This window comes from Cryobacterium serini, assembly GCF_004404025.1.
GTDB lineage: Bacteria > Actinomycetota > Actinomycetes > Actinomycetales > Microbacteriaceae > Cryobacterium > Cryobacterium serini.
The window spans coordinates 255432-279348 of sequence record NZ_SOHN01000003.1; the positions used below are offsets into that span (position 1 = coordinate 255432).

General features: G+C 62.2%; 28 protein-coding genes, 1 tRNA gene and 1 pseudogene. 14 read left to right on the forward strand and 16 right to left on the reverse strand.

Annotated elements, in window-relative coordinates; all coding sequences use genetic code 11:
* Positions 1–260: 260 nt before the first annotated feature.
* The gene (locus E3T51_RS01235) at positions 261–869 is read right to left on the reverse strand and encodes an LCP family protein (protein ID WP_241989101.1); all 609 of its coding nucleotides are present in this window, start codon (positions 867–869) and stop codon (positions 261–263) included.
* Positions 870–929: 60 nt separating this feature from the next.
* Here E3T51_RS01235 and E3T51_RS17010 point away from each other — a divergent pair, with 60 nt between their 5' ends.
* A complete protein-coding gene (locus E3T51_RS17010; RefSeq protein WP_241989102.1) occupies positions 930–1112 on the forward strand; it encodes a hypothetical protein in 183 nt (60 codons plus the stop codon).
* 411 nt (positions 1113–1523) lie between these two features.
* On the opposite strand, the gene E3T51_RS01240 is transcribed toward E3T51_RS17010, so the two are convergent.
* The gene (locus E3T51_RS01240) at positions 1524–2165 is read right to left on the reverse strand and encodes an amino acid deaminase (RefSeq protein ID WP_134526447.1); all 642 of its coding nucleotides are present in this window, start codon (positions 2163–2165) and stop codon (positions 1524–1526) included.
* Between the two features lie 164 nt (positions 2166–2329).
* Between E3T51_RS01240 and E3T51_RS01245 the strand changes: the two genes are divergently transcribed.
* The 10 genes from E3T51_RS01245 (at position 2330) to E3T51_RS01295 (ending at position 11168) form a co-directional block, all read left to right on the forward strand.
* Positions 2330–3001 carry an HAD family hydrolase gene (locus E3T51_RS01245; protein WP_134526449.1) on the forward strand — a complete coding sequence of 224 codons (672 nt, stop codon included), beginning with the start codon at positions 2330–2332 and terminating at the stop codon, positions 2999–3001.
* 45 nt (positions 3002–3046) lie between these two features.
* Entirely contained in the window at positions 3047–4048 is a 1002-nt protein-coding gene (phnD, locus tag E3T51_RS01250) for a phosphate/phosphite/phosphonate ABC transporter substrate-binding protein (protein WP_134526452.1), read from the forward strand.
* Positions 4049–4070: 22 nt separating this feature from the next.
* The gene (gene phnC, locus E3T51_RS01255) at positions 4071–4892 is read left to right on the forward strand and encodes a phosphonate ABC transporter ATP-binding protein (protein WP_134526455.1); all 822 of its coding nucleotides are present in this window, start codon (positions 4071–4073) and stop codon (positions 4890–4892) included.
* On the forward strand, positions 4889–5686 hold the full coding sequence (phnE, locus tag E3T51_RS01260; RefSeq protein WP_134526458.1) for a phosphonate ABC transporter, permease protein PhnE: 798 nt from the start codon (positions 4889–4891) through the stop codon (positions 5684–5686). The genes phnC and phnE (E3T51_RS01260) overlap by 4 nt, the downstream gene beginning before the upstream one ends.
* Positions 5683–6549, forward strand: a complete 867-nt coding sequence (gene phnE / locus E3T51_RS01265; RefSeq protein ID WP_134526461.1) for a phosphonate ABC transporter, permease protein PhnE — start codon at positions 5683–5685, stop codon at positions 6547–6549. The genes phnE (E3T51_RS01260) and phnE (E3T51_RS01265) overlap by 4 nt, the downstream gene beginning before the upstream one ends.
* Positions 6530–7393 (forward strand): MurR/RpiR family transcriptional regulator, encoded by an 864-nt coding sequence (locus tag E3T51_RS01270; RefSeq protein WP_134526463.1) that lies wholly within the window; start codon positions 6530–6532, stop codon positions 7391–7393. Before phnE (E3T51_RS01265) ends, E3T51_RS01270 begins: the two co-directional genes overlap by 20 nt.
* Positions 7394–7902: 509 nt before the next feature.
* Complete coding sequence (locus E3T51_RS01275; RefSeq protein ID WP_134526465.1) at positions 7903–8208, forward strand: hypothetical protein; 306 nt, start codon at positions 7903–7905, stop codon at positions 8206–8208.
* A gap of 49 nt (positions 8209–8257) precedes the next feature.
* Positions 8258–9208 (forward strand): permease prefix domain 1-containing protein, encoded by a 951-nt coding sequence (locus tag E3T51_RS01280; protein WP_134526467.1) that lies wholly within the window; start codon positions 8258–8260, stop codon positions 9206–9208.
* Between the two features lie 187 nt (positions 9209–9395).
* Positions 9396–9917, forward strand: coding sequence for an HXXEE domain-containing protein (locus E3T51_RS01285; protein ID WP_166806336.1), 522 nt, complete (start codon positions 9396–9398; stop codon positions 9915–9917).
* A gap of 777 nt (positions 9918–10694) precedes the next feature.
* On the forward strand, positions 10695–11168 hold the full coding sequence (locus E3T51_RS01295; RefSeq protein WP_134526835.1) for an RES family NAD+ phosphorylase: 474 nt from the start codon (positions 10695–10697) through the stop codon (positions 11166–11168).
* A 55-nt stretch (positions 11169–11223) separates the two neighbouring features.
* Here E3T51_RS01295 and E3T51_RS01300 read toward each other — a convergent pair whose 3' ends face one another.
* The 8 genes from E3T51_RS01300 to E3T51_RS01335 all read right to left on the reverse strand — a co-directional run bounded on the left by E3T51_RS01300 (position 11224) and on the right by E3T51_RS01335 (position 15981).
* Positions 11224–11616 (reverse strand): VOC family protein, encoded by a 393-nt coding sequence (locus E3T51_RS01300; protein WP_134526472.1) that lies wholly within the window; start codon positions 11614–11616, stop codon positions 11224–11226.
* Between the two features lie 51 nt (positions 11617–11667).
* Entirely contained in the window at positions 11668–12192 is a 525-nt protein-coding gene (locus E3T51_RS01305) for a GNAT family N-acetyltransferase (protein WP_166806337.1), read from the reverse strand.
* A gap of 133 nt (positions 12193–12325) precedes the next feature.
* A complete protein-coding gene (locus tag E3T51_RS01310; RefSeq protein ID WP_134519586.1) occupies positions 12326–12586 on the reverse strand; it encodes a Txe/YoeB family addiction module toxin in 261 nt (86 codons plus the stop codon).
* Positions 12583–12834: a type II toxin-antitoxin system Phd/YefM family antitoxin gene (locus E3T51_RS01315; RefSeq protein ID WP_035878994.1), complete on the reverse strand. Its 252-nt coding sequence runs from the start codon at positions 12832–12834 to the stop codon at positions 12583–12585. Before E3T51_RS01315 ends, E3T51_RS01310 begins: the two co-directional genes overlap by 4 nt.
* 230 nt (positions 12835–13064) lie before the next feature.
* Entirely contained in the window at positions 13065–13724 is a 660-nt protein-coding gene (locus E3T51_RS01320; protein ID WP_241989118.1) for a DUF4166 domain-containing protein, read from the reverse strand.
* A 5-nt stretch (positions 13725–13729) separates the two neighbouring features.
* Complete coding sequence (locus E3T51_RS01325) at positions 13730–14338, reverse strand: SRPBCC family protein (protein WP_134526480.1); 609 nt, start codon at positions 14336–14338, stop codon at positions 13730–13732.
* 276 nt (positions 14339–14614) lie between these two features.
* A complete protein-coding gene (locus tag E3T51_RS01330) occupies positions 14615–15406 on the reverse strand; it encodes a hypothetical protein (protein ID WP_134526483.1) in 792 nt (263 codons plus the stop codon).
* Positions 15406–15981 carry an RNA polymerase sigma factor gene (locus E3T51_RS01335; RefSeq protein ID WP_134526486.1) on the reverse strand — a complete coding sequence of 192 codons (576 nt, stop codon included), beginning with the start codon at positions 15979–15981 and terminating at the stop codon, positions 15406–15408. The genes E3T51_RS01330 and E3T51_RS01335 overlap by 1 nt, the downstream gene beginning before the upstream one ends.
* Before the next feature lie 283 nt (positions 15982–16264).
* On the opposite strand from E3T51_RS01335, the gene E3T51_RS01340 reads away from it, so the two are divergent.
* Positions 16265–16540, forward strand: a complete 276-nt coding sequence (locus tag E3T51_RS01340) for a hypothetical protein (protein WP_206751166.1) — start codon at positions 16265–16267, stop codon at positions 16538–16540.
* A gap of 161 nt (positions 16541–16701) precedes the next feature.
* Here E3T51_RS01340 and E3T51_RS01345 read toward each other — a convergent pair whose 3' ends face one another.
* Complete coding sequence (locus E3T51_RS01345) at positions 16702–17277, reverse strand: DUF4232 domain-containing protein (protein ID WP_134526491.1); 576 nt, start codon at positions 17275–17277, stop codon at positions 16702–16704.
* Positions 17278–18437: 1160 nt separating this feature from the next.
* On the opposite strand from E3T51_RS01345, the gene E3T51_RS01355 reads away from it, so the two are divergent.
* Complete coding sequence (locus tag E3T51_RS01355; RefSeq protein ID WP_134526497.1) at positions 18438–19283, forward strand: sigma-70 family RNA polymerase sigma factor; 846 nt, start codon at positions 18438–18440, stop codon at positions 19281–19283.
* Positions 19284–19474: 191 nt separating this feature from the next.
* Here the strand turns inward: E3T51_RS01355 and E3T51_RS01360 are convergent, their stop codons facing one another.
* Both E3T51_RS01360 and E3T51_RS01365 read right to left on the reverse strand, forming a co-directional pair.
* Positions 19475–19867 carry a hypothetical protein gene (locus tag E3T51_RS01360; protein ID WP_134526500.1) on the reverse strand — a complete coding sequence of 131 codons (393 nt, stop codon included), beginning with the start codon at positions 19865–19867 and terminating at the stop codon, positions 19475–19477.
* 609 nt (positions 19868–20476) lie between these two features.
* The gene (locus E3T51_RS01365; RefSeq protein ID WP_134526502.1) at positions 20477–21001 is read right to left on the reverse strand and encodes an SRPBCC family protein; all 525 of its coding nucleotides are present in this window, start codon (positions 20999–21001) and stop codon (positions 20477–20479) included.
* Positions 21002–21110: 109 nt separating this feature from the next.
* Between E3T51_RS01365 and E3T51_RS01370 the strand changes: the two genes are divergently transcribed.
* Complete coding sequence (locus tag E3T51_RS01370; RefSeq protein WP_134526505.1) at positions 21111–21587, forward strand: winged helix-turn-helix transcriptional regulator; 477 nt, start codon at positions 21111–21113, stop codon at positions 21585–21587.
* Positions 21588–21714: 127 nt separating this feature from the next.
* Here the strand turns inward: E3T51_RS01370 and E3T51_RS01375 are convergent, their stop codons facing one another.
* The 3 genes and pseudogenes from E3T51_RS01375 to E3T51_RS01385 form a co-directional block, all read right to left on the reverse strand.
* Complete coding sequence (locus E3T51_RS01375; protein ID WP_134526508.1) at positions 21715–22356, reverse strand: hypothetical protein; 642 nt, start codon at positions 22354–22356, stop codon at positions 21715–21717.
* A 535-nt stretch (positions 22357–22891) separates the two neighbouring features.
* Positions 22892–23359: pseudogene (locus E3T51_RS01380) on the reverse strand (recombinase family protein); the annotation flags it as partial.
* A 340-nt stretch (positions 23360–23699) separates the two neighbouring features.
* A tRNA-Thr gene (locus E3T51_RS01385) sits at positions 23700–23772 on the reverse strand.
* Between the last annotated feature and the right edge of the window lie 145 nt (positions 23773–23917).

The following is a 23917-nucleotide window of genomic DNA, read 5'->3' on the forward strand; positions in this document are numbered from 1 at the left end:
ACTGTTTCAGATTGAGTTTCGCACTGCCTAAGCTCGTCAGACAATTCGACAGTTGCGGTCGTGCGTGCTAGGTCTAGGCGTGGACCGTTGCCCTGATGCAAGCTCTTCACCTTGCGCCGTGACCGTAGATGCTGTCCGGACGAACAGAGTGGCCCTCAAGGGGAAAACCTCTTGCGGGAACCTGATGAAGGTCTCCACCGCATCGCGAGAAGCGACACCTGGTCGCGGTGCCCTAGCTCTGACAACACAATTCGAATTTATCAAAGGGTGGTGGCGATCAGGCTGATAGAGTCGTAGTCCGGGTCCTGCGGGTCCACGCCATTATTCGGAACCAACTCAACGGAACCCACCGGTAGCTCTCTGGTCTTGCCCTCCAGGTTGGTGAAGTAGTCGAGCATTCCCTGCGGTACGTCGCTCTTGACGACTTCCTCACCAGCCTTGGCCACACCCTGGAATTTTGTGAGGACGTTGGCCGGATTGAACTGCCTGAGGAGCGCCTCCTGCAAGATGCGCTGACGGGCCATGCGGTCATAGTCGCCCGTTCCATGCCTGGAACGGGCGTACCAAGTGGCGTGGTAGCCGTCCCTATGCTGCTTGCCCGGCTCGAACCACTCAACAACGCCGTTCAGCGCCTCATCGCCGCCGAGCGTAACACGGTCGGTGACAGTGACGTCTACGCCGCCGAGGGCGTCGATCAGGTCGGAGAAGCCTTGCATATCGATCAGCACGTAGTCCTGGATGGTGAGGCCGGTGATTCCCCTGGCGGCGGCGCGCATGCCCTCAATGCCGGGTTCACCGCCGGCGGTCAAGGCGTTCGGGTACATCCCCGGGCTCTTCAGAGCGACCTCGGTGTAGATCGAGTTGAGCATGCAAACATCCACGGCGCAGCGGTTGTCGTAGCCGTAGCCGTAACCGTCCGGGTAGACGGCATGCGACGGCGAGTCCGCCGGGAACGGCACGCCCGCGAGGTCTCAGGGGAGGCCCATGATGTCGGCTTTGCCCGTCTCAGCATCGATACTGACGACCGACATGCTGTCGGGCCGCATGCCCATCCGGTCGGCGCCAGCATCGCCGCCGAGGAGCAGGATGTTGTAGCGTCCCGCGGCGCCTGAGGATGACTGGGTTGAAAAGTCGTTGGCTTTGTCGGTGTCGGCGGGCTCTATTTAGGTCTTCATCGAAAATCGCGGAATCTCGCGGATTCCCCCGTTTTGGAAGAGAACCGACCGGTCCGCACACTTCGATCATAGCTAGACATTCTTGGCCTGTCCCGCACGACCGCAGTAGGTTAAACGTGACTGACCATCGCACTGACTCGATGGGCGGGAACGTGGTGAGCGGGTGCCAAGACGGGGCCGATCAGCTTTTGAATCCTAGCGATAACGAAGCTTGCTCGAACCCGAGACCGACGGGCTTGCGCCGGACCTTGAGGATGACGCGGGCGGCACGGGGTGTCTTGGCGCCCTTCGGGATGGTCCAGGCTACTGCAAGACGAAGGCGTGGAAGCCAAGGAGAGCGAGTCGAGATCAGGACCGTCGACGCGGGTCGACGGCGTTCCACCGCAGCGTGGGCTCCGCGGCATCCCACTCGTCCAAGACCTGCTCCACGGACTCCACCGTGAACGTCGTCACCAAACGGCCTTCAACTATATAGACGAGCGCCCACGCCCCGCCGAATGAACGCCGGTCGAGGGCAACGGATGTCGCGACTCCGGTCACCTCCTGCTGCCGCACGGTTGCACGATCACTGAGGGCGTCCGCCGCTTCGGTCACTCGCTCGAGCAGCGTGCGAGGAGAGGTCCCGGGCACGAACGCATCAGCCGACAACCCGTAGGCGGTGGCGAGTGTGCTCGTCAGCCAGCGGTCTCGTTTGAAACCGAACGGCGTCGGTACCGTCGACAGCAGGTAACCGTATACGTGGAGCAGCCCGGCATTTCCGACCGGCCACTGCGCCGCGAGGCCGGCCCGTGAGTGGAGAGCAGCGAAGAGCGACGCGGAGATCACTGGTCCACCGACGTGTTCGTCGATGACGGTCGATGACCCCCAGCGCTCGAAACGACCGGCACGGGCATCCGCGTCGATTGCCGGACCGAGCCACGTGGTCTGGGCGAGAGTCTCGACGGCGTCTATCTCTGCTCGCACTGCTACCTGTTCGATGTCTTCGTCCACGCAGGCCAGCGTAGACCTCTCCGGTGGCTCCACATCCACGGATTGTTCACCGTGCGTTCAACCTTCTGTGGGCGATCCGTTCACCTCTGGCCTACAAGATGGACGTAATGACCTTCACGAGGAACGACGGCACCAGGCCTGGAACGCGAAGGAGAAGGAGTGCAATGAAACCGACCATCGTCTTCGATCTCGACGGGACCCTCGCCCTGGGCGACGGTCCTATCTCGGCGTATGCACGGGCCATAGCAACGCGGATCGGCGACGACAGCTTCGGCGAGCGCGCGACCGTCGCCCTCATCGCCCACGCGGCCGGGGAGACCTCCTACCGGGACGGATACCACGCCGTCGCCACACTGGCTGCCGAAGATCGCGTCTCTGCCGAGATCGTCAGTGCAGCCTACGACGACTCCCGCGCGCTGCTCGGCACGGCCGGCGCCACCGTCTCGCCTCCGGAGGGCCTGAGCGGTTTCTTGCACGGCATCGTCGAGCACGCTTCCCTGGTGCTGGCGACCAATGCGCCCGACGCGGGCGTGACCGCGCTGCTCGAGGAGTGGGCGATCATCGACCTCTTCGACGCTATGCACTTCCAGGTCGGCAAGCCGGCCGGGCTCGTGCCCATCCTCACTGCGGCTCTGGCCCGCGGCCGCGTGCTGTCAGTGGGCGACATCCACGAGTTCGATCTCGCTCCGGCAGCTGAGCTGGGCGCAGACACCGCGCTCGTCGGCCCCGCGGCCGCCCGGCTCGAGGTGCCTGCCACCATGCGCGGACGCACGATCGCCGACATCTACGAGCGGATCTCCGGCTGGGCCACATCCGCCCCCCACACAGCTTCCTGACCGACGCACCCGACACATCCATCCGATTCGAAAGGCACCATTCACATGCGCAAACATCTGATCTTCACCGGCATGGCGGCGATCACCGTCGTGGCTCTCGCCGGCTGCAGCAGCCCCGCCCCTGACACCGACGACGCGGCCTGGCCCGAGTCGATCACGCTCTCTCTCGTGCCGTCGGTTGAGGGTGCAGACCTCGCTGAGGCACTCGACCCGCTGACCACATACCTCTCCGAGAACCTCGGTATCGATGTAGAGGGTGTCGTCGCTTCCGATTACGCCGCTACCGTCGAGGCCCTCGGCACCGACCAGGCGCAGGTCATCATCTCCGACGCCGGCTCGCTGTACAACGCGACCGAGCGGTATGACGCCGACCTCGTCCTGCGCGATGTGCGCTTCGGCGCCACCTCGTACGCCTCGGTCGCCTACACGAACAACCCAGACAAGTACTGCGACGACGAGCCCGTTATGTCGACCTACGCCGCGAGCGGCATCCAGCTCTCGTCCTGCAACGGCATTGAGATCGAGGGCGAGACCTTGACCGGCGAGGGCCCTGCCGGTATTGAGTCCCTCGCGAAGATCGGCGACGGCACCAAGGTCGCTCTCCAGGCGGCGACCTCGCCCGCTGGTTATCAGTACCCGGTCGTCGCGATGCGCGAGGCGGGCATCGACACCGATGCAGACATCACGCAGGTGCCTGTCGAAGGCAACAACAACGCGGTGCTCGCCGTCTTCAACGGCGACGCCGAGGTCAGCTTCGCCTACTGGGATGCCCGCACCACGGTGACTGAGGAAGCGCCAGACGTGGCCGAGGAGGTCGTGGCGTTTGCGTACACCGAGATGATCCCCAACGGCGGCGTCGCTGTCACCTCGTCGCTGCCAGCGGACCTGGTCGAGCAGCTCACCGAACTCCTCGACGGCTATGCGGACTCGTCGGAAGAGGCCGCTACAGTCATGTTCGACCTCGTCGGGCTGTCCGACTGGACGAACGAGACCGCTGACGAGGAGATCACCCGCTACGGCGAGATCCTCGTCGAGTTCTCGAACTGATCGATATCAAGAAAGAACTGTGATGCTCACTGATTCACAGCGCGAGGAGGTCGGGGTCTCCCCGGCCTCCTCGTCGTGGTCGATCCGTCTTGATGACGTCTCGGTCACCTACCCCAACGGTACCAAGGCCCTCAGCGGCGTCTCCCTGCACATCCCCGCGGGAGAGATAGTCTCGATCGTCGGGCTGTCGGGCTCCGGTAAGTCCACGCTCATCCGCACGATCAACGGGCTCGTTCCGGTCACCAGCGGCACCGTCTCCGTGGGTTCACACGTCGTGACCGGCCTGCGCGGCCGCGAGCTGCGCCAACTGCGTGGCCACATCGGCATGATCTTCCAGGGTTTCAATCTCGCCGATCGCTTAAGCGTGTACCGCAATGTGCTCGTGGGCCGCTTCGCACACACCTCCACCCTGCGCACCCTTCTCGGAGTAAGCTCGGCCCACGACCGGGAGCTGGCGCTGAAGGCGCTGGAATCGGTCGGGATGCTCGACAAAGTGTGGAGCCGTGCCGGTCAGCTGTCCGGCGGACAGAAACAGCGCGTCGCGATCGCGCGCGCCCTCACGCAGGAGCCCAGCGTGATGCTCGCTGACGAACCGGTCGCCAGCCTCGACCCGCCCACCGCCCACACCGTTATGGACGACCTTCGCCGCGTGAACACCGATGAAGGCCTCACCGTTCTCGTCAACATCCACCTGATGGACCTGGCGCGCCAGTACACGACCCGCATGATCGGGTTGCGTGGTGGAGAGGTCGTCTACGACGGGACCGCAGCAGAGGCCACGGAGAAGGATTTCGAGCAGATCTACGGCCGCCCCATCCAGCCAGGCGATCGGATCGACCGATGAGCGAACTCACGCTCCCTCCTCGGCCCCGGTCGCGGGTGCGTGTCGTGCTCATCGTCGTCACCTTCGTCGCGTTCACGTTGGTGACCTGCATTCCCGCCATCGGCGGTATCGAACTCGACCTCGGCGCGTTCGCGCGCAACTGGGACAACGGCTCCGGATTGATCGTGCAACTGCTCCAGCCCGACTTCACGTTCTTCCCGCGAACCGTGCAGCCCATGCTTGAGACCCTGCAGATGGCGATAGTGGCTGCTGCCGCGGCCGCTGCCGTATCGGTTCCGCTCACGCTGTGGGCGGCCTCGCCGACTAATCCGAACGCTTTCACCCGCCACCTGCTGCGCACCGTAGTGAACATCATCCGCTCCGTCCCCGACCTCGTCTACGCCACGATCCTCGTCGCCATGGTTGGAGTCGGTGTTCTTCCCGGACTGATCACGCTGTTCCTGTTCGACATCGGCATCATCGTGAAGCTGGTGTCAGAGGCCATCGATTCCACCGACCACGGATACATGGAAGGTGGTCGGGCCGCCGGCGGCAGCCAGACGCAGATCAACCACCACACGGCGCTGCAGCAGACCTGGCCTCTGTTCACCAACCAGTGGCTGTACACCCTCGAACTCAACGTCAGGATCTCGGCGATTCTCGGCATCGTCGGCGCGGGAGGTATCGGACGCCTCATCGACGAGCGTCGCGCGTTCTACGCCTACGACGACGTCGCGCTGGTTGTGCTTGAGATCCTGGTCGTTGTCGTGCTGATCGAAGCGGCATCCAATCTTCTTCGAAAGCGACTCGTATGAGCACCAACGCAGGGCAGCCCACCTCACGGAATCTGCCGCCGCGTCCGTCGCGGGTCGGCCCGACCGTCACCGCGATCGTGGCCGGCGCAGTTGTGCTCGCCGTCACGATGAGCCTCTCGATCGACTGGGACGACCTGGGTGAGATCCCCGGCAAGGTGCTCCACTACATGAGGCTCATGTTCGAGGCCCCGAACTGGGAGAATTTCCCCCGCGCCCTGTTCGAGACCTGGCGTTCAATCTCGATGGCCTGGATCGGAGCGATCCTGTGCGTTCTCGTCTCGATTCCCCTCGGAATGCTGGCAGCCCAGGGCGTCGGCCCGACGTGGCTACGGATCCTGCTCCGAGGAGTTTTCTCGGTCATCCGGGCCGTCCCAGAGGTCATCATTGCGCTCATCCTTCTCACCATCACCGGCCTCACTCCGTTCACCGGTGCCCTAGCGCTCGGCATCGCCGGGATCGGCACCCAGGCTAAGTGGGTGTACGAGACGATCGAGTCGGTTCAGGATGGCTCGCCAGAGGCCGTTCGCGCGGCCGGCGGCAACACGGCGCAGATCACGCGGTGGGCTTTATGGCCGGCAGCAGCACCCGCACTGATGTCGTTTGCTCTTTACCGCTTCGAGATCAACATCCGCACTTCTGCCGTGCTCGGCCTCGTCGGCGCCGGTGGAATCGGAAGCATGCTCGCCAACTACACCAACTTCCGCGAGTGGGATACCGTGGGCATGCTGCTGATCGTTGTGGTGCTCGCAACGATGCTGATCGACGCGATCTCCGGCGCGATCCGCCAACGTATCACCGCCGGTCCGATAGGCACCGGCGCCGCCTTCAAAACGAGGAAACACGATGTGGTCAGGCTCCGCTGAGGCCCCCGCGACAGCCCGAATCGCCCTGCTGGCACCCTCGTTGCAGCCAAGCGAGCGGCGCGTAGCCGAAGCAATCGCTGGCGACGTCGAAGCGGCCATCGAACGCACCGCGCAGCAGACCGCCGACCTCGTCGGCGTGGGGCGGGCGAGCGTCACCCGCACGGCGCAGTCGCTAGGCTACGACGGCTACCCGCAGCTTCGCGTGGCCCTCGCGCGCGAGACCGTCCCGGGCGGTCAGCAGATCGCGGACGCACACACCGACAGGACTATGCTCGGATCCCTGCGATCGGCGGTAGATCGCTTCGCCGGTCGGCTGAGCCGAAGCGTTTCTGCGCTGACCGAAGAAGACCTCCAGGAGTTCGTGCGCGTCATCGCCGACTCCCAGAGGCTGTTAATCGCGGCCAACGGGCTGTCGTCACCGCTTGGTCTCGATTTCGCCATGCGACTGCTCTCCTCCGGACGACCTGCCGAATACATCTCCGACACCATCGGTCAGCAGATCGCTGCGAAACAGCTGGGACCTGGCTCAGCGTGCCTGGTAATCTCGGGGTCCGGCGCCAACCGTGCATCACTCGAAGTGATGACTGCCGCGCGCGCGAGCGGCGCGACGGTGCTGCTCATCACCTCATTTGCTCACTCCCCCGCAGCCCAGCACGCCGATAATGCCCTCGTTGTGGTGCCGATCACCGACTCATTCCGCGACGAGCTCGTGCATACTTCCCGCGCTGCCCTAATGCTTCTGACCGAGTCGATCGTCGGGCTCCTCGTCGAACGACAGGGCGAGAGCGCTCGGGCCGCGCAGTCGGCTACGCTGTCGGTGGTCAGCCGTTCGCTAACGGACTGAGACTCCTCGCCACAACACTTCCGCCTGGGTCTCGAGTTTTGTCGGGCCCAGGATGACGCGGGACAGATGCTGTCCGGACTGGGGCATACGGCGAATAGGTGCGTCCGACGACGCGTGGTGCCCGGCCGCCAAGGACTGCCAACGACATCGACTCAGCGCTTGGATTTCGGTAAAAGGGGATTCTGACGTCGGGGTTGACCCGAATGGTGCGGATTGGATTAAGGACGCATAAAACAGCACGGCTCCGATGAACGCCGCGAACCACCCGAACATGACCATGCTTTCCAGCATACGTATACCGACATTCGGGCTTGCCGGCTGGGGTTACGCCGTCTCGGCTTGGGCCCGAACGGCGAACCCCGAGTGGGCTTGTCCCGCACGACGTGCACGCGGTCGCGGGATACCCCTGAACGGGCGGCGACGTCTGTGCCGGTCTACACAGGATCAGAGGATGCTCAGACCGGACGAGCATGAGTGGACGCCGAACTTTCGAGAATTAGCCTCGGCGTATGAATGCTGTAACCGTCGTCGTCGTCCTGATCGTCCTCGGCGGCGTGCTTCCTCTCCTCGGCCTTGGCCGAGTCGCCCTGCGCGCACATCGCAGTTTGCCCAAGGCAGACCGCGTCTCGGCGGCTGAGCAAATCGAGGAGGGGCAACGAACGGGATATTTCGCCATAGGTCCGTTCCTTCAAGCGGCGCAGATGACGGATACCGCACCCGTCCTCGAATGGAGCAAAGTCCGATGGGATCTCGGCCTCGTTGGCGGTGGGATACCAGCCGGCACAATTGGGAGCGTTTTTGCGGTCTTTCTCTGACCGCCGCGTCGAGCCCATCTCTCGTCCCTCACCGCATCGGAGAACTGAGATGACCGCTAAACTCACCCAGCGCTATATCACCGCGACGACCAAAAACCTCGGCACGGCATCAGAGAGTGACGTTCGGGCCGAGCTCGAAGGCTCCATCGCCGACGCAATCGACGCTCGCGTCGAACAGGGCATAAGACGAGCGGATGCCGAACGTGCGGTGTTGACAGAGCTCGGCGACCCCGCACTCCTAGCCGCTGCCTACGCCGACCGGCCACTGCATCTGATCGGCCCACGGCACTACCTCACCTGGGCGCGGCTTCTCAAGATCCTTCTCGCAACCGTTCCGCTCTTCACTTTCCTTGGCATTGCACTGATGGAATCCTTCTCGAACGATTCCATCGGCGAGATCATCGCCGCCGGTATCACCATGGGCCTCTCTGTCGCAGTGCATGTCACTTTCTGGGTAACCCTCCTCTTCGCCGTCCTGGAGCGCATCGGCACTACCACCAGGGGTCATTGGAATGTGGATCGCCCGCCGGATTATCCACGTAGTCATGACAACCGCGGAGATTCCGTTGCTTCGCTCACTGGCCTTACGATCTTGGCGGCAGCGATGTTCAGGGATGGCTTCGCAGGCCCTGCACTGCTGGACGCCGAACCGGTCGCGATCCTCAACCCCGACCTGTGGCCTTGGGCGATCAGCGGTCTGTTCACTTTGATAGCAGCACGAGCGGCGCTGTCGGTCAGAATCCTTATCGTCGGGCGATGGACCACCAGCATGGCGATCCTGAATACCACGTTGGCTATCTTGTTCATGAGTCTCATCACCACGCTCCTGGGATGGGGCGAGCTAATCAATCCGGAAGTGATTCTGGGCGTCATCGATGCTGGCGCGAGTATGGACATTGTGCGAGTCATTGCTCTGCTCGCCGGACTTGCGACTGTCGGCTTCGCGAGCTGGAGTACAGGCATCGGCTGGCAGGGCACGGCCAACACGACCAACCGCTAACCAGCCACCGATCCGCCGGATCACCCGCTACCTTCGGTGATGCGCCACGATCGAGTAGCGGAAACACGATGCCGGACGAGGGGCGACTACAGGCCGTATGAGGACCCTCTGCGGGGCTCCGAACGGGCACGAAATTTGCGCGGTACCCCAAAAAAGTTCGGGTGGCGGGCACCGATATGATTTCGTTGTGTCGATCGAGCCATCTGGAACCCGAATTGCTGCGGTGGCACTCTTCGCCGCTTGGCTTGTGCACGACGTGGAAGAAGTGTTCACTTTCCCGGCCACGTCCAGGCTGCTCGCCGCACGTTTGGGCACCGACCGGGTGGTAGTTTCTCCGGCGCAATCTGGACTCGCCATCGCGCTAATGGGAGTGCTCGTTGGCGCGGCCTGCGTTCGCGGTGCGCGCACCCAAGGAAAATCACGTCTCTACCGAGCGGTGTTAGCGGGATTGGAAGCTCACGTGGTCACGCACGTCGCGACTTCGATCTCCTTCAAGAGCTACACCGCTGGGCTCATAACGGCACCCCTGGTGATGTTGCCCGGGGCGCGAGTAGCCCGGGCTGAACTTCTTCGAGGCGGCTCGCCGCTCCTGCCGTCTGACACCGTGCATGGCGGGGTGCTTCTGTTCGCCGCGGCAATAGTTTCGCACTTCATTTCACGCCTCTTCCTCGGAGCAGGTTGCCCGCGGGTACGAATCCCGCGTACGTAGCAAAGCCGGCTTCGGCGTCAGCCAAACCTCACTTCGTCATCGTGAACGTCCGCTTACAAATTTTCGACGTACTTGTTGAGGCTGTAGGAGCCGGCGGGACAGGGACGAGCGCACGTATCAATTGGCACTCGGAGCAAGAGCGTTTTGCGGGCGTCAGAGACACCCGCAAGACAGCGGCCGCGCGCGAAACTCCCTGATGAAGAGAAGAACCAACGAGCAGATGGATACGTCGCAATAATCGCTATTTGACCTAAGGGCCGGCAGGAGGATTGGAAGCCCGCAAGGGGGACCCCGACTGCGACGATTATTGACCCGCTCACAGCGAAGCGGAAGCGTTTCGCCATGAATGGATTACTGATTGGCTACGCACGCGTTTCCACAGATGAACAAGATCTCACCGCCCAACAAAATGCGCAGAACGCGCGAAGGAATGCAGGTGGCCAAATCGAAAGGGCGTCTTCGCGGTAAGCAGCTCAACCTGTCGGTGGCGCAGCAGAAACACTTGATCGAAGTACATAACGCCGGCCTGCATTCCAGCGCGGAATTGAGCTTTTCAACGTCGCGCGGTCGACCGTTTATCGCACTATCCAACGTCAGTTCGAATCGGGCCTTTGAGAGGGGCCCTCAATTGAAATCTCGTTGCCGGATTATCTGGTCCGGCAACGGGAACCCTCCACGGGACGGTCCACGGCGCTCGGCACGTCCGGTAGCGTCGGGAGGGACTGGTCGAGACGTTCTGGGGAGTGATTAGTGCCGGGTGAACCCTTGGTGGAACAGATGGGTGATGTCTGGTCCTGCGTGTCCGGATCGTTCTATCGCGCCGTAAACCCTGCGTATCAAGACGCAGCGCTTCTTGGTTCGCGTCTGGCCGGCAGGTACTCGGAACCGAATCAACGGACTCTGTACCTGAGCTCATCTCCGGAGGGAGTCGACGCGGCAATGATTGCCCATGCTCAGCGTCGTGTCGACGAGCTAGTCGTGCTCAAATTTCACGTGGAGGCCCATAACATTGTCGATCTCCGGGACCCGGCCGTCGTCCTTGTGGCCGGTGTCAACCTTGCAGACGCAGTCGCGCCTTGGCAGGACACTGTGAAAAACGGCGGCGAGCCCGCGTCGTGGAAGGTTCGTCGGCGGCTGGAGAGTCTCGGATCGACAGGCCTGATCGATCCTTCTCGGAAGCGCCCTGGCCATTGGCACCTCACGCTATTCAGGTGGAATTCTGCGGATGCGCCACGCGTGGCTCTCGACTGACCTCTTCGAGTTCCACCTCGACACCGACCGGTTGAATCCGCCAACCCTTAATGGGTCAGGATGCGCCCACTACCTCGACTTTGAAGCCGGCTTCGTTTTCAAGGTAAACGGCGTAGTGGTCGGGGCCTCCAGCGCGGGGGTAGCGATCCGCGTACAGCGAATTCCAGCCGTTGTCCACCGCTGCACTCAGGACACGGTCAACGTCGGCCTCGGATCCTCCATGAAGCGCGAGGTGGTTGATTCCTGGCAACCTTCGGTCGTGTGCGCTACCAGAGAGGGCTGGCGGTCGCGTGGTCACGAGGTAGACGTCCCCGCAGCGCCAGGAGGTTCCGTTGTCCCACTCCTGGTCGACGGACCATCCGAGTTCCGCGAGAAGCCAGCCCCAGGACATGCGAGCGCTGTCCAGGTCTGCGACCCAAATCTCAATGTGGTGCACACCAATTGCCATATCGCTATCGTTCCACGAGCCTCGAGGGTCCTTTTCCTACAGCGGGAACCCTTAGTGGGCGGCGAGGCTGACGGACTGCCGCCACTCCTTGGCCAATATCTCGAACTGTACGTAGTGCGATGTTTGCCCCAAGAAGTCTTCTGTGCTCCCGAGTCCAATTTCTCGCATGCCGAGACGGCGAAGCACTGTGACTGAAGCCGTGTTTGCTTCGACCGCCTCGGCCCAAATTCGTCTGAGCCCAAGGCCATCGAAACCGAATGCAACTCCGGCACGCGCAGCAGCTGTCCCCAGACCACGACCCCACGATGTGGAAGGGCCAACCACATAGCCAAGCTCGCGCTCCACGTGACCACTCCCATGCAGGTCTACGTAGCCAACCGGGCGCTGGGCATCGAGCGCGAGCAATCGAATGAGGTGCGGGTCAGGATGAGAAATCTGCTCACGCCACCATCCCACCGCCTGCTGTTGGGACGCCTGTGTTGACCAGCCCGCGTGAGCACAGAAGAGCGCATCGGTTTGCCATCCGGCAAGCGTCTCGGCGTCTGCCTGCGTCAGTGCACGAAGAGTGAGGTCCACTTCGCCATTATCGGCCATGCCCGCAAAGGGGGACGACCAACGGACGCGTTGAAGCGTGATTCCGCTCCAGTCGATTCACTGAGCAAGTCGCCCGCAACGGGAACCACCTACGGGAACTGAGCTAGACCTCGGGTTAGTAATGTTCGCGGGCTTGCAGGATGACGATGTGGTCGTCCGTGACGTAATAGACCAAGCGGTTCGTGTCGTCGATGCGGCGGGACCACGCGCCGGAGAGGATGTGCTTGAGGGCCTCGGGTTTGCCGATGCCAGCGAACGGATCGCGCAGTGCGTCGGTAATCAGCTGGTTGATTCGCTTGAGAGTCTTACGGTCCTGAGTCTGCCAGTAGACGTAGTCCTCCCACCCATTCGGGTCGAAGGCGATCGTTCGACTCAAGCGTCGAAGAGATCGTGCTGCTCGAACTCGCCACGCCGGGCCCGCTCAATCGCCGTGAGCAACCGCTCGGCATTGGCGGGGCTCCGCAGCAGGTACGCCGTCTCGGTCATCGCGTCATAGTCCTCCTTTGAGAGGATGACAGCGTTTCCGTGCCGGGATACGACCTCGACTGCGATGTGGTCGTCGTTGACCTGCTGGATGAGCCCGAACAGGCTCTTGCGTGCTTCCGTCGCGGTGATCGCCGACATGATTGCCTCCCTGAGTAGTACTTGATAGCGTACCACTGAAGGATGCGGTGAGGGAAGTGCTCCGTTCCCGAATGGGGAACCCCCTACGGGACGAGTGTGCGACTGAAGACAACGATTGGCACGTGCAGCCCCCGGCGCCGCGTCAGCGCGATGGATAGGACGCCGGGCACACCTTCTCGACCCGAGAAAAGCACGCAAACTCTGCGAGGGCGAGCCCGACTGATGATCGCCTAGCCGCGCCGTTCGTGTCGGCGGGGCTTGAGGCGCTCTGGAGCGTCGGAAGCTTCAACGAAGTCGCAGGTGAATTCCCCTTCGTAGCCGAACAGGAATCCAAAGACGCGGTTTCGCACGTCCAGTCTGATTCGGTAGACACCGGCTGCGTCGTCGTAGGATTCGTGCAGTTCTGCCCGGCCGCTGAACAGCAGCGGAAACCGGAACGCGACGGGACCCTCGTAGAAGCGTTGAGCGCCCGAGCGCAACCGCAGTGACCCGTTCGGTTGGACCGACAGGTCAAGGTCGACTGCCAGATGCTGGTGCGTACCCAGGTAATCGAGGACTTTGCCGCCGCTGAGGACCATAGTCGCGTCGAACCGGCTGGGCTGGTCGCGGACCTGGTACTCGCGCACGAAGGTGACGGTCTCGCGCCCGTAGGGGTCGAGGTAGGGGTAGTTCCAGATCGTGAACGGCACGTTCGTGCCGAGATCGGGAATGAGGATATTGCGCACCTTCCCGAGGCGCAGAAATGGGATCGTCCACCATGGCCCTCGTCTGATCTGCAGCATCGTGCCGCGGCCGATGCACGCGTAGCCGGCGTCCAGACCGACTCCGAATCGTCGTTGCAACATCGTATGCAACTGCGCGAAGTCAGCGCCAAGGGCTTCCTGAAACATTGACGTCACGGTGCCTCCAGCTTGTGCAGGGATGTGGGAGCCAGGGTCATGGCGTTGCCGCGCCGGGGTGTCCGCCGGCATCGCGCAGCCTTCGGCCGGCCCGGGCGCCAGAACGCAAGGACGGACCCGATCGTCCAACGCTCCGGCAGCGTTCCGGTTTCGGCCCAGATTCGTAGGCGGTCAAAACTCCACGCGGTCATCCATCCGATAATCCGCCGCATGACCAGCCGGTCGATCGGCCGACCCCACCCCGGCTCATAGTCGAACCCGGTTATGAAAGTCGTCCCCTGAGACGTGGGAATGTACCGCCAGTAACCTCGTCCTGCTCGGAGCGGCGAAAGGCGGTCATCCGTAGTAAATCGCAGCGCCGACGTCAGTGTTCCGTCGGGCCGCTGCTTCTCTCCGAGCGCGGTGCCGGTCCCCGATATCGTGTGAAAGAACAGCCGGCGCTGGTAGATGAAGCGGCTGGCACCAGTCGGAAGCGTCGCGATAGGGGTGATGGTGCTGAAACGGAGATCCCACCGTGGATGCTGATCCGGGTCTTGAGTTAGTTGCCAGACACGGTCAACATCGGCTTTGATCTCGATCTCAACATAGATCGCCTCGTCGCCCATGAATCCAGCTTGCCCCATCGTCGACAATTGCCCGAATCGCGTACCGCGATAAAGAATCGGCGGTCCATATAGATCGTCCTTGAACGGCGAAACGTCGCCCAGTGAGTCAGCGCAGGCCATCCCATTGCAGGACCGTCGACCGGTCCTGCAATGGGATGGCCTTGTCCGTCGATCACGGCTCGGTTGCGCTGCTGTCTTTGATGAAGGATTCGAGTACCCAGGTGACGTCAATCGAGTTACCGGGACTCAGAGCAATTGCGTCGGGTCTAGGTTCCGTCATTTGCTGGGGTCATCCCCACGATAGAGGTGAGGGATTATGGTTTCATCCACGGGGATGTTGTCGAGGATGTGGAACGGCTGCTGGCCGATCATCGTGGTGCCATCGGCTGTGTAAACGCTGATGAACCCTTCCTTGTCCATCGCTTGGAGCTCGCTGCTGTAAACGTAACCCCATTCCCCGTTGGAGGCTCTGGCGGGGGTGAGGTCGGGAACGCCGTGGACGTTGGGCACCCCGTAGGTCTGCCCATCGTTGTTCACGCTCCATTCCGTGGTCGTCGACGTCGCGTACTGCGCGGTGGCCTTCCAGGTCGTGTCCGGATCGGCGGTGATCGTGACCGAGGTGGAGCCCGCCTGTGGGAGCAGACCGTCGTCAACGTGGATTGTTCGTCCGCCGCTTCCTGCGCAGTCCACGCCGCGCCCGTCAGGCCCAGCGGAGCCAGCGCTGGGTACGGTGAGCAGGGCCAGTTGACCGATATCGCTAATGCACGCCCAGTCGATGACGACAACGGTGGCATTAGCCGGGACTGGACCAAGATCGATGTTCGCGGTGCCCGTATTGGTGGTAGAGACGCTGCTGCCGAGGAGCGCCACGGATGTTGTCCCGGGGAGGTTGTAGACGACGACGGCAGCGCCGGTTGTGGCGCCGACCAGTGCCAATGCGCCGAGCCCTACGGCAAGACCACGCGCGCGCCGCTGGTGTCGTTGCAGGCCGCTGTCCTTGGTTCCGATCGCGGCGAGTTCTGCTCGTACGCCTTGAGCGAAGTTGGTGTTCATCTCGGTCGTGCTCATCAGTAGGTCCCTTCTACAGCGGGTTGGAGTGTCGGGCGGAGGTCATGGAGGTCGATTCGGATTCGCTCTCGAGCGCGGTGAAGACGCATTCGTGCGGTGGAGGCTTTGAGGCCGACGACCTCGGCGGCTTCGGCCAACGGCACATCCTCGAGCGTGGTGAGGATGAAAAGTGCACCGTCGACCGCGGACAGGCGTTGGAGCGATTCGGTGAGGCGTTCCTTCGTCTCAAGTGCCGCGGCATCCGGCGGTGCCATTGCTTCGGCTCTGGGCAACGCCCGGAGTACGCGTTCGTATCGCGACCTTGCTCGCTGGGAATTGCGCGAGAGGTTGACGGTCGTGACAAGTAACCACGGGAGCACCGATCCGTGAACTAATCGCACCGTTCGCCGCTTGCGCCACAGTTCAAAGAAAGCGGCCGCCGAGACGTCTTCTGCGTCGTGCGTGTTCGCCATCAAAGCGAGCGCACGGCGGTAAATACGAGCCTGGTGGAGGTCGAATAGGAGGCCGAACGCTACGCCATCGTCATGTCGTGCGCGCTCCCATAACGTGGCTTCGGTGTTCTCGGAATTTTGCATCACACTAAGAAGTGTCCGCTAAGACCCGAACTATCCCAGATCTCTAGAAGAATGTTGTCCCAAGCTGGCGAGTCGATGGCGAACCACTGTCCGCCTGGTCGATATGGCCTTGCCCTTGGTTAGTGGACACGAATTTTGATCCCGAAAGGCAACGCACGCTGCGGGCGGTCAGCTCGGCGTCAAAGGAGCTGATGCTCGGCGACACGTCCCGAAGCGAGCGGTGCCCGTGAGCCGAACCCTCTGCGGGACGATTGCCCAGACGATTTCGCATTCAGGCGTTAAGGTGTCTAAAACAAAGTTTGTGTTCAAGTGTCATTTCCGGAACCGTCAATTGGACAGTAGCGGCGTCGCGTTCGAAGATGGCTTCATGAGAGACAATCGGCGAACTTCACGACGCAGCCGCGCAGCCATCGTGACTTTGGTTCTGCTCGCCGCTGCACTTCCTGCCGCCGCGCGCTTCGAAGTCTTCCACGGAACAGTCTGGCTGTTCTGGTTGGCGTCACTGGCGCTTCTCGTTGCCGCTCTTGTGGTTTGCGTCAGACATATCAAACATTCCTAACCAGCAGCGCAAATAGTTAGGAACTTCCCCATGCAAGCAAGATGGCCCACAGGCGCCTCGTTCGGAAAATCTGCTTTAGTCGATGTTCTGCGCGGTCTGCCCGTAAGTCGAACCCCAAACGGGACGTTCTTGAATCTCGGGCGATCGGCACGAGAACGTGATCAGGTGCTCGCGATGCGCATCTCTGAGTCGATGGGACCGACGCTGGAGCCGGTCATCCATGCTTTTCCGGTGCAGGAGCTCAAACCCTCCATGGCCAGAAACGTCGTCGACGATGCACCGGGCGCCGTGACGTTGAAGCCAGAAACCTGGACTATCGGGTCGCACATGCCGTTGCCGATCTGCGATGCGGGTGAGGCGATATAGTCCGCGTACGCGGCCTCGCCCGGGAGGACCGAAACCGACGTGTCAGAGCGTTCAAAGCCGTCCCTCTCGCGCGCTAAATCACCTAGTTGAGCGCCGAACGCATCGATCAGGGCGACAGCGGGGAAACCCTGAAGGACGCACTCGGTATCGGTCGAATTTGTGAACACCAGGTAGTAGCCGCTCGAATCGACCGTATTAATGGAGACTTCCAAATCGTCGGCACAAACGCCGCTTGGTTGCGCCGCATCCGGTTCTGCGGTCGCAGAGGATGAAGCCGAAGGAGCCGGAGAAGTAGTAGTTTTTGGACCTGCGTCGGCGCCCCCCATGGTGCAGCCAGCGAGTCCCAAGGCCAGCAATGGGGCGGTGGCCATCGCGCAAATCGACCGACGAGAAGGTCGGTGGTTCTTAATTCTCGACTTGTTGTCGCATTTTGAAATGACATGAGGGCCCCTGTTGCATCAATTGATAATTCACAGATAGCTCACCGTTCTACCAGAACCGCAGAGAACTACCTGTAGAACACGATCGTTGCAAAACGCCTTAGTGACCATAAGAATTATCCCGGATGCTCAAATTCGCGAATCGCACGCGACTCGGTGTGTTACCTCAAAGTAACAGTTAGACACCTTCGTTTTTTCTCCACTGATATTCTGAACCGATGAAGCAAATAGGCATGGTTGGCAACTCCGACAAATTCGCTTATCGCTGGGCCAGAACTGACCGACGAAATGGCGCCGAGCTGACGCGCTTGATCACGAAGGCCAGTGTTGGCGCTTTCACGGTCCCGGCGTGGCTATGGCAGGGCGGATTCAACCGGTCGTCGCAGCGATGGGCTTTTCTGGCTCTGACAATAGTCGTTGCATGGCTTGAGCGGGTGTGATGCCGCCGACTCTTCAGGGGACAGCGCGATTGAGAGGAGGGCTGCAAAACGGACCGGTGACGGGAAATGCTCCTTGTGGCTCACTTTGATTCTCCATTGATTGCGGACGGGCGTCGCAGGCTGGGCCTGTGATTGTTATGCAGGGCTAGTGGATAAGCGTTTTTGAGAGGATGACTTTTTCGCCTCTCGTTCCCTTTGTGAGGCAGCACGGTCAGATTAGGCGAGCGACCGCCCTCATCGGGTTGGTCATTTTGTCCTTCTCCGAAAACTTAAGCGGCTGGCGGTCACACGCACCCGCCACGAATCGTCATAGAGATGGGAGATGCAATTCGCAGCCCTGCGCAACCAAACGAACGGGAAGCACACTGATGAAAACAATGACATGCCGACAGCTAGGCGGCCCGTGTGACCACGAGCTTCGTGCACAGACAGCCGATCAGGTCATCAAGGACCAAGACCGCCACCTCAAACAGGCGGTAAAGGACGGTGACGCCACACATGAGCAGGCGCGTGAGGACATGAAAAACCGTTGGAAACACCCGAAGCAGTCGATGGACTGGTACTCAAACACAAAAAAGGCGTTCGTCCAGCTCGCTGAGGACTAAATTAAGCCTCGACCGTCCGCGCAGGCTGATAGAGACTAGGACCACTGTGGACCAGACCGCTCAGTTCGAGCAGCAGAGGCCCCGGTTGCTGCGGGTCGCCGGACGCGTGCTCAACGACCCGCATGAAGCTGAGGATGTCGTCCAGAACGCGTGGCTGCGAATGGATGCGGCAGACGGCGACATTGACAATCTTCCGGGCTGGTTAACGACGGTTACGACCCGATTGTGTCTGGACCGGCTGCGGGCTCGCATCCCAGTCCCCGAAGCGGACGTCGACGTAGTTGAGACTTCACCCGACGCGTCTGAGGAAATAGCTCTCGCTGAGACGGTTGGTGTTGCCCTTCACATCTTGCTTGATCGGTTGACCCCGACAGAGCGAGTTGCGTTTGTGCTGCACGACAGCTTCGGATTCGACTTTCACACGATCGCGGAAATCTTGGGGCGGACACCGGTGGCCGCACGCAAGATGGCGTCAAGGGCACGAAGCAAAGTGGCGCAGCCGGCGACACGGCTTACTGTTTTGGAGGGACAAGCTGACTGGCAAGTGGTAGACGCTTTCCTGGCCGCAGCCCGGAACGGTGACTTCACCAGATTGCTGGAGCTCCTCGCTCCGAACGCCATAGTGGAAGGCGACCCCGCCGCCATCACCCTTGGAACGCCGGACCACCTAGAGGGGGCCGAACAGGTGGCGCGGTTCTTCAATGGCGCAGCCAAGGCCGCGTTCCCTGTCTACGTTGCAGAGCGGCCGGGTGCCGCCTGGATTCACCGCGGCGAACCGAAAGTTGTTTTCGACTTCAGAATCAATCGTGGAGTGGTCCAGCGAATCGACTTCCGCGCGGAGTCAAAGATCCTGAAACAAGTCCAGCACCGCCACGGGCAGCAGCGAGTTTGAACGCACCGAATTCCCCCGGGCTCCTACGGCCATGGGCGCGTTCGCGACACCGGTCGAGTTACTCCTGACCTAAACGGGCCACCGCGCGCCGGCGCCCGTAAGCCGGACGTCGAGCGCGACAGATTTGGGCCAAACCACTTGGCGGCCGAGTGCGCCGACGTTGTGTCACAGGGGAACGTCTTGCGGGACGCCTAGCCGGGAATGCCTTGGCGTCCCGCTGCGGCCAAGGAGCGCGTGCGCGCATTTCCGATGGCGATGAGGAGTCCACCAACGGATGCAACGGCGGCACAGACGAGGAATGTGATGGTGGTGGTCCAGCCAGGGCCGGCTATCACAAAGCCTTGACCGTCTGCACGCTGCCAGTTACAGGCTCGCCCTAACGGCCACCAGGAGAAAGATCCGTGCACCCGCACGGCTTCCGACGTGACCGCGAAAGGGGCGGACACCCGCCGTGGTCCTTCCACGAGGCACTTGTAATCGAGTCCGCCGTACGTGGCGGACAACCAAGCCAAGGCGACTACGCAGAGAGCAGCGATAACACCGACCACGATCAGAGAAATGCCGATAGACCGCGTCAGTGCCATCCTGCTTTTCATCCTGCGCCGACTCTATTGCAATTCCGGCCCGCCTTCGCCTTGTCGTGGATCCGCAAGGGGAACCCTCAGCGGGACGGATGCCGGGCACGAACCCCAGCGCGAATGGCTGCTGCGGGCCCATGCCAACATCTGCTACACGAGCGCAGCGCTCCGGTCAGAACGGCGGAGAACGCCTCTTCGATCACTGCTGTGACGGTTGTACGCGGTCTACGATATCGCGCAACATATCGACCTCGATCCGTAGCGCACTGGTTTCCTGCGGGGTGAGGCTTACCCATGTGCGGGCTCGTCTGCCGTCGTATCCCCGTCGGGGCACTACGCGTTCGAGTTGCGTCGAGGCCCGTGAGATTCGCAGTGCGCTCAGCATTGAGGGCAGGCCAGCATGAGCCGATTTGTCGGGCGGAACGCGGTCTCCGTCAACGCGAACTCGCACGCCGCTTTCCATCGCAGATCAAACGTGGACCTCCGTCCTGAGGGTGTTCATGGTGCGGAATATATCGGAACCGGGCCGATGCCCCGGGCCGCACGATGCGGCCCCCGCGGACTGACGTTGCTGAGGCCCGGCAGTGATTGCTGCTGCCGGGCCTCAGATTCACGTCAGCTTGCGTTGTTCGCGAGCCTGGCTGCCTCGGCCACCTGATGGTGCAGCTCTGCATGATCGGCGGCGGTGAGCGCCTCGTCGCCATTAAATGAGTACGGCTTGCCTTCCCCGGTTTCGATGAACGCCTTGAGACTACCGTTCACGAACATGCCCCACGCGTTCGAGCACACGTCGTAGCACTCGTCCTCGGGCTCGAGGCCCTCGTGGGTGAGGGTGACCCGCGTTCCGCCGTCGGCCTCCTCGATGTCGAACCGGACGGTCGTGCCGTTCCACTCCTGCTTGTCGGCGGTGAAGTCGAGGTAGCTGCCCGTGACGAGCCATGCGATGCGTCGTGCCGGTTCGATATCGGTGACCCGGAATCCGCTGTAGTGCAGCCCGGGGACGACGTAGACGAACTCGTCGCCGACTGCGGTGGTCGAGCCGGTGATCCGCCCCCACCACCCGGGGACGTCGTTGATCGCGTCGAACGCCTTTTGCGGCGTGGCATCCACGGTGATCGTCGTCGTGAAGTTCGCGTTCATTTCTCTGCTCCTTTGCGTGCCTCCCTCGGCGGAGAGGCCTCCTAAATTTGCTTGATGCAAGTGAGCGTAACCCCAGCAACTTGCATCATGCAAGTGGTAGAGTCGAGCCATGTTGGGGAAGGCTTATGACACGCAGGTGTGCTCGATCGCGCGATCGCTCGAACTCGTCGGCGAGCGGTGGAGTCTGCTCATCATCCGCGACGCCTTGTTCGCTCGGGTGACGCGCTTCGGCGACTTCCAGCACAACCTCGGGATCGCGACCAACGTGCTCACCTCGCGGCTGGATTCGTTCGTCGCGAGCGGCATCATGGAGCGCGAAGGTTCTGCCGACTACATCCTCACGACCAAGGGCCGCGCACTCGCGGTCGCGCTCATCGCCCTCACCGAGTGGGGCAACGCCTGGGCGTCCCCCATCGAACCACCGATCCTGTACCGACACGCCGCCTGCGGTGACGGCGCGGTGCACGCGGTCACGACTTGTGAGACGTGCGGCATCGTGCGGGCGGAGGAGGTTGCCGTCCGCATCGGTCCCGGCATGCCGGCCGACTACCTCGCCGGGCGACGCGGAGGAACCCGCGCGGGTTGATCGAACCCCGCGGCCACTGGGACTCGTCACGGAGAACCCACTCTCTCACCCTCGTCCCGCAAACCGAACCCCCTGCGCGACGGATCCGCGGCCAATCGGGCCGATTGCCGAGCGCCCAGATTCTGGGTCAGTGGGGGGACCGTAGCTGGTCGCCCGGCTGGAGCGCCGTGCCGGCTGCGCACCCGAGCTCTCCGGGCTGAAGCAGAATCTTGGGTACCTGCAACACCTGCACGCCGTCGACGTCTCGTTTCACGAGCAGGCAGTCGTCCCCATCGCCCATCGCGAAGCCGATGTCGCCCTCGACTACCGTCACCTCTGGATTGAACGCGACCTCACGCTCACCGGTCGGCTGCGGCATTCGCTTGACGATCTCAGCGACTATGTCGTCAGCGGATGCCGCGGACGGCGCGCTTGTCAGCACCTCGACGACGAGAGCCTCCGCTCCGTCGGGAACAACGTCAACCAAGCGGGTGTCGACCGGAGGGGGGATGCGCTTTGCGTCCGGCGGGCAAGCGATGTCGTGGGCGACCGCTATGTCGTCGCTCCATTCGCCGGGCTCCTCGGTCGCGACGCCCCAGAAATCGAACTGCGACTCAAAGCAAGCGACGTGCGGCCCTTCGTTCGGGGTGGGCTGCATCGTCGCACGAAACTGCAGCGCTCCAACTGGTTCGCCGTGGATCGCGCCGGGATATGGTTCGTAGCCGATCAACTCGACTACGGTCGATTTCTCGGTGTCGGTGTCAGCCCAGCGGGCATAGTCATCGATCACGTCCGTCCCCTCACGGTAGAGACCCCGAGAGACGTCAGCGACTGCCTTGCGCGCCGACACTTGTGACACCGCGTCCGACGCCGGGACTGCTCCCGCGCAACCAGTGAGCGTGCCGCACACCGCGAGGGACAACCATGCGACGGGGCTCGGACGGTGTCGGTTCGAAACGGAATGGCGCACGTTGTTGATCAAACCACAAGTCGGCCGGATGTTGTTGCGTGGGGGATGGCCCACATCAGCACGGCGTCAACGCCGAAGGCGAAGTCAAGCGGTGGTAATCATGTCATCGACGGTACCGCGGCTCCCCGCCCGCAAGCCGGACGACCACCGGAACGCCCGAACACGCAGGGAATACCAACAGTTCCTCGGAGGGTTTCGCGACACTCCATGCCCGTATACCCCGCCTGAGAAAATGCCCGGTGAAGGGGGACAACCGGGACCGAAGGTCACCACCTCGAAGACGGCTCTCGGCGCGTCACCTCGAGGAAATTATCACACAAATTCCGATTACTTCACCCGCGAACACAATCGAGCTTCACGCACCGAGTGCGGAAATTCTTCGATACGAAGTGGCACGCGACATGCTCAAATCTCGCGCGACCTGCGTGGCGGATTCGCCCGCGTTGACCAGGCGCCGGGCATTGAGGACTTGGCTTTCGGTGAACTGTGGGCGGCGGCCGCTGAGATCCTTGCCGGCCGCGCGACGCTTGTTGACACTGTCAATGATGCGTTCGCGTTTGATGGCCAGTTCAATCTCGGCCAACGCGGCCATAACCGTGAACACCATGCCGCCCATCGGTGTGCTCGCGTCCACGTCTCCCCCGCCCAGGTTCAAAACGCGAAGCGCGGCACCGCGCGTGCGCAGCGCTTCCGCGAGCTCCAGCATGTTGGCTGTCGACCGGCCCAAACGGTCAAGCGTGGTGACAACGAGAGTGTCGCAACCTTCAAGGGCGTCTAGGGCCGTGTCAAACTCCCGTCGCCGTGCCCCCCCCCCCCCNCCCCCCCCCCCCCCCGAACAAGTCGATGAGCTGGCCACACTCTGCGCGCCCACCTCGACAGTGATCTACCTGCTGGCCTATACGGGCCTCCGTTAGGGCGAGATGGCCGCCCTAAAGGTCAAACGCCTCGACTTGGGACGCCGCGGCCTGGACGTAGCTGAAGCCGTTACAGAACCAACGGGCGCCATCCTCTGGGGCACGCCGAAGAACCATGAGCCACGATCAGTACCGTTTCCGGCGTTCTTGACCAAAATGCTCCAGGCCCAATGGGCAAATCCGGCAAATTCGGAGAAACACACCACTGGACCGGTTTCAGAAACTTCATCTGACCAGCAAATTCAACGGAGCCGCCTGTCAGAATCGAACTGACGACCTTCTCATTACGAGTGAGATGCTCTACCAACTGAGCTAAGGCGGCGTTACCAGAACGCCCCATAAGGCACTCGGTGACACAGCCACCAAGCCTAGTCGTTTCTGCGGGTGATTCTGTACACGTCTGCGAATGACGCATCCACGCGGACCGACAACGGGCTCGCTCCATCGCCCGCAGACCAGCACCGCCA